Raw genomic sequence first — 6,849 nt, 5'->3', positions numbered from 1 at the left:
TTTCAAAGGACTTCGATTATCAGACACTTTCAGATTTTTTAAAATATCCGATGAACAACCTGGGTGATCCTTTTGTTACTTCAACCTATGCCGTAGGCTCACGTGAACTCGAAAAAGAAGTAGTCCAGTTTTTTGCTGAACTTTTCCGAGCGCCTGCAGATAACTGGTGGGGTTATGTAACCAATGGCGGTTCAGAAGGAAATCTTTATGGCTTGTACCTTGCCCGCGAATTACATCCAAAAGGAATGGTTTATTACTCTGAAGCTACACATTATAGTGTACAAAAGAACCTGCACTTACTCAACATGTCAAACATCGTCATCCGTACCCAGGAAAATGGAGAAATCGATTACGAAGACCTTGAACACACCATTAGGATGAACCGCCACATGCCTGTTATCATTATGGCGAATATTGGCACCACCATGACCGAGGCCCGTGATGATGTGGCCAAAATTAAAAGCATCTTAAAAAAACTGGCTATCCAACATTATTATATCCATGCCGATGCTGCACTTTCTGGCACCTACAGTGCATTGATTGAACCCAGACCAGCATTCGACTTTGAAGATGGTGCAGACAGCATCGCCATTAGCGGTCACAAGTTTTTTGGCTCGCCGATGCCTTGCGGTGTGGTGATTGCCAAAAAATCAAACCGTGATCGGATTGCCCGTTCGGTGGCTTACATCGGAAGTGTTGATACCACCATTACCGGATCTAGAAATGGCCATAGCCCCTTATTTTTATGGCACACCATTAAACGTTTGGGTATAACAGGTTTAAAAACCAGGGCCATGCACAGTTTAGCAACTGCAGCTTATACCGAGCAAAAACTTAAGGCGCTGGGTATTGCTGCATGGCGAAACGTGAATGCTATAACCGTAAACTTCCCTACCCCATCTGCTACAATTTGTAAAAAATGGCAACTGGCAGCTGAGCAGGGAAATTCGCATATCATCTGCATGCCCAACGTAACGCAAGCGCATATCGATCTTCTGATTACCGACCTAAAAGCAGAAATTGTGTTGCAGGATTGACGCGATACAAACATTTTAACGGCCTTGATGTTTAATAACGACGCTAAACTAGTATTACACATTAAACACACCTAGTGATAAGTAATTGTACTATGGCTATCAATTTCCCGCTGATCACACAGATTAACGCAGCGTAAAATTACAAATCAGCGCTCTTCTGCGAAATTTGCGGGATTATATGTACCTTTTTATGTTAACATAATACGCTATGAAAATAATAATTGTAGGCGCGACAGGCACGTTGGGCAAAAAAGTAGCTGAAGCTTTTGCACAAAAACATGAGATCATCCGCGTAGGAAATACCAAAGGCGATGTTCGGGTAGATATTACCAATGAAGCATCGATTAAAGCCATGTTTAAGCAGATTGGGCCATTCGATGCTTTGATCAGTACGAGCGGAAAAGGCCCTTTTGCGCCAGTAAGCCAGATGACGGGTGAGGTATTTAAGAGCGGCTTACTAGACAAACTATTGGGCCAGGTTAACCTTGTGCTTATCGGTCAGCATTACATTAATAAAGGTGGCTCATTTACGCTAACTTCGGGCATATTGGCTGATCATCCCGTTGCAGCAGGCGCCGTACTAAGCGCAATAAATGGAGGATTAAATTCTTTTGTTCTCGCTGCTGCTCCAGAACTTGAAAATGGGGTTCGTATAAATGCCGTCAGCCCCAACGTGGTTGAAGATTCGCCTGCTTATTTCGATTCTTTTCCTGGCGAAATTCCGGTTAGTATGGAGAAAGTAGTTAAAGCTTACGAAAAAAGTGTACTGGGCATTGTAACAGGACAGGTAATAAAGGTTTATTAATTACACTCGGCATTTTAAGACATTTTTTTTAACAAAAGCTTGTTCTAAAATTTTGGTTATTCAAAACCCAAAGCTTTATATTGGTCTATCTAACAAACTCAAGCATGATAGAAACAGAACGCCTCATTTTAAGACCATTAACACACGATCAACTTTTAAAATACATTAAAGATGATCATTCACTTGAAGAAGAGTTTGGCCTTTTGCCAACCAAAAAAAACATTTCTCCTTCGCTTCATGATGCTTTGGAGGAAACGATTTTACCTAACGTTTTTGATAAGGATAAAGATTATCTGTACCATACCTTATGGACAATCATATCTAAACGCGATCATAGAATGGTAGGCGATATCTGTTTTGTTGGTGAGCCTGATCCAAATGGCGAAATTGAAATTGGTTATGGTACTTACGAAGAATTTAGAGGTAAGGGTTTTATGACGGAAGCAGTTGGCCGATTAATAGAATGGGCTAAAGCGCAGCCAAAAGTGAAATCCGTTTTTGCCGCCACTACAAAAGATAATGTGGCCTCGTATTCCATTTTAGAAAAAAACAACTTTATCCATATTGGAGAAGTTGATGATATGTTAAGCTGGAAAATTGAATTGAAATGATTTAACCCATCGTCCTCGTTTGCAACGAGGATGTACGATTATGCCGATTGCATCGGCTTAAGTGATTTAAACATATTACAAATGTGTATTTCATTCATCCTCGTTGCAAACGAGGACGATACTAAAAAGATGCTGACCACGAAGTGGCTATTAGGCCTTTAAAATCATAAAGACTACCAATAAAACAAGTTCAGCATGACGACCGTTTTATAATTTACAATACGATTTCAAACAAGCTCAAACTAATTCCCTGATAGTGTTTCGGTAGTCCATCAGTTTTTTCCATGCTTACTACCCCAACATAATCAAAGCCACAGTCTGTATAATATTCGAGTAGTTTTTCATTATCCGCCCAGGTGTCCATTCTGATAAACTTAATGTTATTCTTTGCGGCGTAATCCTTAGCCCATTTGATAATTTCCTTCACAAAAGAATAACCTCTAAATTCGGGATGGGTTACGATCCTGTGGATATAAATCGCATCATGATCCCGTTCTCCCCAAATTAACTGATCGTTAAACGTAATGGCAAATACACAGGCTACCACGCCATCTACAAGAATTTTATATTGGCGGTTTTCATCAATTTCGGCTTGCACCATTTCTCTACTAAAGCCTTGCCAGTGTTTGTTAAACACTTTCTTCTGGTGAGCAATAGCCATATCATAAAACTTGAAAATGACATCGATGTCGGCTGCCAGGCTGTTTTGTACTTGTAATTGCATGAAACAAAGGTAAGGGTATTTTTTATCCCGTTAGTCGGGATTTGCAATTCCGTCTTTGGAGTTTAGACTTTCGTGGATTTCAAATCCACAGAACAGTGCGACGGGATTTCAAATCCCGACGAACAAAAACTTAATAACAAACAGATTCTTCACTGCGTTCAGAATGACATGAATAGCAAAAACAAAAACAGGGCTGCTTTCGCTATGGAATGCAGCCCTGTTTTAAATAACATTGGTTTTTAGGCATATTGGCCCTACGCCTTCCACCTTTAAATCTTCAACCTCAAACCTATTTCTGTCTGAAATAAATCTGGATCGGTGCACCAGAAAAATCGAAGTTTTCTCTTAATTTATTCTCGATGAAACGTTTATACGGATCTTTAATGTACTGTGGCAAGTTGCAGAAAAAGGCAAACATTGGCGAAGTAGCATTAATTTGCGTGATGTATTTAATCTTAATGTGTTTTCCTTTTAATGCCGGTGGTGGGAATTTCTCGATCAGTGGCAACATCACATCATTCAATTTAGATGTAGGGATTTTCTTGCTACGGTTTTTATAAACTTCTAAAGCCGCTTCAATTGCTTTGAAGATACGTTGCTTGTTCAATACCGAAGTAAATACAATTGGGACATCGGTAAACGGGCGGATACGCTCATGAATCTGCTCTTCGAAAGCTTTCATCGTTTGTGTATTTTTTTCGATCAAATCCCATTTGTTTACCAAAATTACGATCCCTTTTTTGTTCTTCTCGGCCAGGTGGAAGATATTGATATCCTGACTTTCGATTCCTTCTACTGCATCGATCATTAATACCACAACATCAGCTTCTTCCAAAGCTTTAATGGTACGCATTACCGAATAAAACTCTAAGTTTTCTTTAACCTTGGTTTTTTTACGCAATCCGGCAGTATCGATCAGCATAAATTCATGACCGAACTGGTTATAATGAATTTTGATCGAATCGCGGGTTGTACCTGCATTGGCGGTAACAATATTACGCTCTTTACCAATTAATGCATTAACCAGAGAAGATTTACCCACATTCGGACGACCTGCAATGGTAATCTTAGGCAATTGATTTTCTTCTTCCGGAATATCTTCGAAATTTTTAACAATCTCATCCAACAACTCTCCGGTTCCAGAACCCGTCATTGATGATAATGCATATACTTCGCCTAATCCGAAACCATAAAAAGTATGGATTTCGTTATATAAAGCGGTATTGTCTACTTTATTTGCACAAACATAAACAGGTTTATTACTTCTGCGCAGTACCTGGGCAATATCATCATCTAAATCGGTGATGCCTGTGGTTACATCCACCATAAAGATTAATACACTGGCTTCTTCGATGGCGATCATTACCTGTTCGCGGATGGCGGCTTCATAAACATCTTCTGAGTTGGCTACATAACCACCAGTATCGATTACTGTAAACTGTCTGTCTGTCCACTCACCCACTCCATAGTGCCTATCGCGGGTTACCCCGCTGATATCATCTACAATCGCCTTACGGCTTTCGGTTAATCTATTAAAAAGGGTGCTCTTGCCTACGTTTGGCCTGCCTACGATGGCTATAATATTACTCATGGTGTTCTTTTGATAGTTAATGGCTTATAGTTAATGGTCGTGATGTTTAGGCAAGCTGCTCAAACTATTTGGCTATCAGCCATTGACTATCAACTACTAACCGATTTATTTCGGGCTGCAAAGGTAAGGTTAATTTTCGTAACCTCCATTAATATTAATTTTTATACTTTTCTAAAAGTCCTTTTATTACCTCTTCTGTTAATTGATTTCCTTGTAATAAAGGGAAGCCCTCCCACCTAACAATTCCTTTCGGATCGATAAGAATAGCATGTGGAATACCTTTAACCTGAAGTGAGTCTTTTACTGTCCCCTTAGTGTCTACGGCTTCAAAATAGTTGATTTTAGGATTATTAAAAGCTTCTACTTTTTCTGCTGCTTCATCAGAAACACCAATAATTACAATTTTATCGGCATATTTCTTTTGAATATCGTTTAATGTAGGGATGTATGCCCTGCATGGTCCGCACCAGGTTGCCCAAAAATCGATCAGTACAAACTTCCCTTTGGTATCGGGCTGTTTTGAAATCCATTTTTCAACAACCAGGTCTGGCGCTTTTTCGTTCAGGATAGATTTTGCCCACAATTTTTTACCATTGTTTGATTCCTGGGCAAAAACTGCTGTACCGATCAGCAATAAGAGAAACGTTAAATTTATCTTCATATCCTAAAAATCGAAATTAATTATCGTAACCGAAGCTTTTTAAATAATTCTTTTTACTTCGCCAATCGGGAATTACCTTCACAAACATCTCCAGGAAAACCTTGTTGTCTAAAAATTTCTCAATCTCTAAACGTGCTTCGGTACCTACCTTCTTCAACATGCTTCCACCTGTACCGATTAGAATGTTCTTTTGCGAATCGCGTTCGACCACAATTTCTGCAGTAATCCTGATCAATGCACCTTTACCGTTTTTCATTTCCTCTTCTTTAAAACTCTTCACAATTACCTCGGTACTGTAAGGAATTTCTTTCTGATAATTAAGGAAGATTTTTTCGCGGATAATCTCCGAAACAAAGAAACGTTCTGAGCGATCGGTCAAATCTTCTTTGTCGTAATATGGTGGATGTTCTGGCAACATTTCGAGCACGCGGTCCAATAATCCGTCGACATTGTGTTTATGCAAAGCCGAAATTGCATAAATAGCAACCGGATTTAACTTCTCCTGCCAGTAGGCAATCTTCTCATCAACCTGTTCTTGTAATGCTTTATCGATTTTATTGATGAGGACAATTGTAGGGATATTACGGTTCAGAATTTTCTCCATAACGTCTCCCTCATCGTGCTCTTCGTTGATGTCGGTTACGAATAAAAGTACGTCGGCATCGGTCAAAGATCCGTTAACAAAGCTCATCATACTCTCTTGTAAACTGTATTTTGGCTTAATTATACCGGGAGTATCAGAGAAAACGATCTGATATTCTTCTTCATTTACGATACCTAAAATGCGGTGTCTTGTGGTTTGTGCCTTAGGAGTTATAATGCTAAGTCGCTCGCCTACAAGCACATTCATGAGGGTAGATTTACCTACATTTGGTTTACCTATTATACTAACAAAACCTGCTTTATGCGCCATTAAAATATTTTTTAAAAAAAATTTGCAGCACAAAGAAACGAATTATATCTTTGCATTCCAATTCGGAAACAGAGTTAAGGATTTAATTCAAAGAAAAAAACGAGTTGTATAGAGTGCGGGGTGGAGCAGTTGGTAGCTCGTCGGGCTCATAACCCGAAGGTCGCACGTTCGAGTCGTGTCCCCGCTACCRAAGAGTTGAAAGACACTCTAATTTAATGGCCCGTTCGTCTAGGGGTGAGGACGCCAGATTTTCATTCTGGAAACAGGGGTTCGATTCCCCTACGGGCTACTGAAAAGCATCAATCTAATTAAGATTGGTGCTTTTTTTATGCTCCAGGGAAAGCAATCCGCACAATCTTCGGATCAATACCAAAAGTTGTGGAGGACGGTAAAAACAAATAGCTTTGCATTTTACTATTTCACTTTATATGACTTCCCCTGCAGCCTCTTTACTTAAATTGTTCTTACCAGATTTTATACTAGCAAACTTTACTATTACCGGTGTCA

7 protein-coding genes and 2 tRNA genes are annotated in these 6,849 nt (G+C 39.5%); 5 read left to right on the top strand and 4 right to left on the bottom strand.

The features are described from left to right. The 3 genes from AC1DND_RS14905 to AC1DND_RS14895 all read left to right on the top strand — a co-directional run. Positions 1-1,037 (top strand): histidine decarboxylase (locus AC1DND_RS14905; protein ID WP_477582726.1); only part of this gene is annotated, 1,037 nt, incomplete at its 5' end. A 208-nt stretch (positions 1,038-1,245) separates the two neighbouring features. Continuing rightward, positions 1,246-1,842: a short chain dehydrogenase gene (locus AC1DND_RS14900; protein WP_477582725.1), complete on the top strand. Its 597-nt coding sequence runs from the start codon at positions 1,246-1,248 to the stop codon at positions 1,840-1,842. Between the two features lie 104 nt (positions 1,843-1,946). Beyond that, entirely contained in the window at positions 1,947-2,453 is a 507-nt protein-coding gene (locus AC1DND_RS14895; protein ID WP_477582723.1) for a GNAT family N-acetyltransferase, read from the top strand. 214 nt (positions 2,454-2,667) lie between these two features. On the opposite strand, the gene AC1DND_RS14890 is transcribed toward AC1DND_RS14895, so the two are convergent. From AC1DND_RS14890 to era, 4 genes are all read right to left on the bottom strand, one after another. Then, positions 2,668-3,177 (bottom strand): GNAT family N-acetyltransferase, encoded by a 510-nt coding sequence (locus tag AC1DND_RS14890; protein ID WP_477582721.1) that lies wholly within the window; start codon positions 3,175-3,177, stop codon positions 2,668-2,670. Between the two features lie 289 nt (positions 3,178-3,466). After that, complete coding sequence (gene der, locus AC1DND_RS14885; RefSeq protein ID WP_057931453.1) at positions 3,467-4,768, bottom strand: ribosome biogenesis GTPase Der; 1,302 nt, start codon at positions 4,766-4,768, stop codon at positions 3,467-3,469. Positions 4,769-4,922: 154 nt separating this feature from the next. Continuing rightward, a complete protein-coding gene (locus AC1DND_RS14880) occupies positions 4,923-5,429 on the bottom strand; it encodes a TlpA family protein disulfide reductase (RefSeq protein WP_477582719.1) in 507 nt (168 codons plus the stop codon). Between the two features lie 16 nt (positions 5,430-5,445). Next, positions 5,446-6,342, bottom strand: a complete 897-nt coding sequence (gene era / locus AC1DND_RS14875) for a GTPase Era (protein ID WP_477582717.1) — start codon at positions 6,340-6,342, stop codon at positions 5,446-5,448. 114 nt (positions 6,343-6,456) lie between these two features. Here era and AC1DND_RS14870 point away from each other — a divergent pair. After that, positions 6,457-6,529, top strand: a tRNA-Met gene (locus tag AC1DND_RS14870). Positions 6,530-6,559: 30 nt separating this feature from the next. Next, positions 6,560-6,631 (top strand) — tRNA-Glu (locus tag AC1DND_RS14865). Positions 6,632-6,849: the final 218 nt, after the last annotated feature.

This window comes from Pedobacter sp. 01N416 (assembly GCF_056399685.1).
This window is presented reverse-complemented; position numbering and strand designations above follow the sequence as displayed.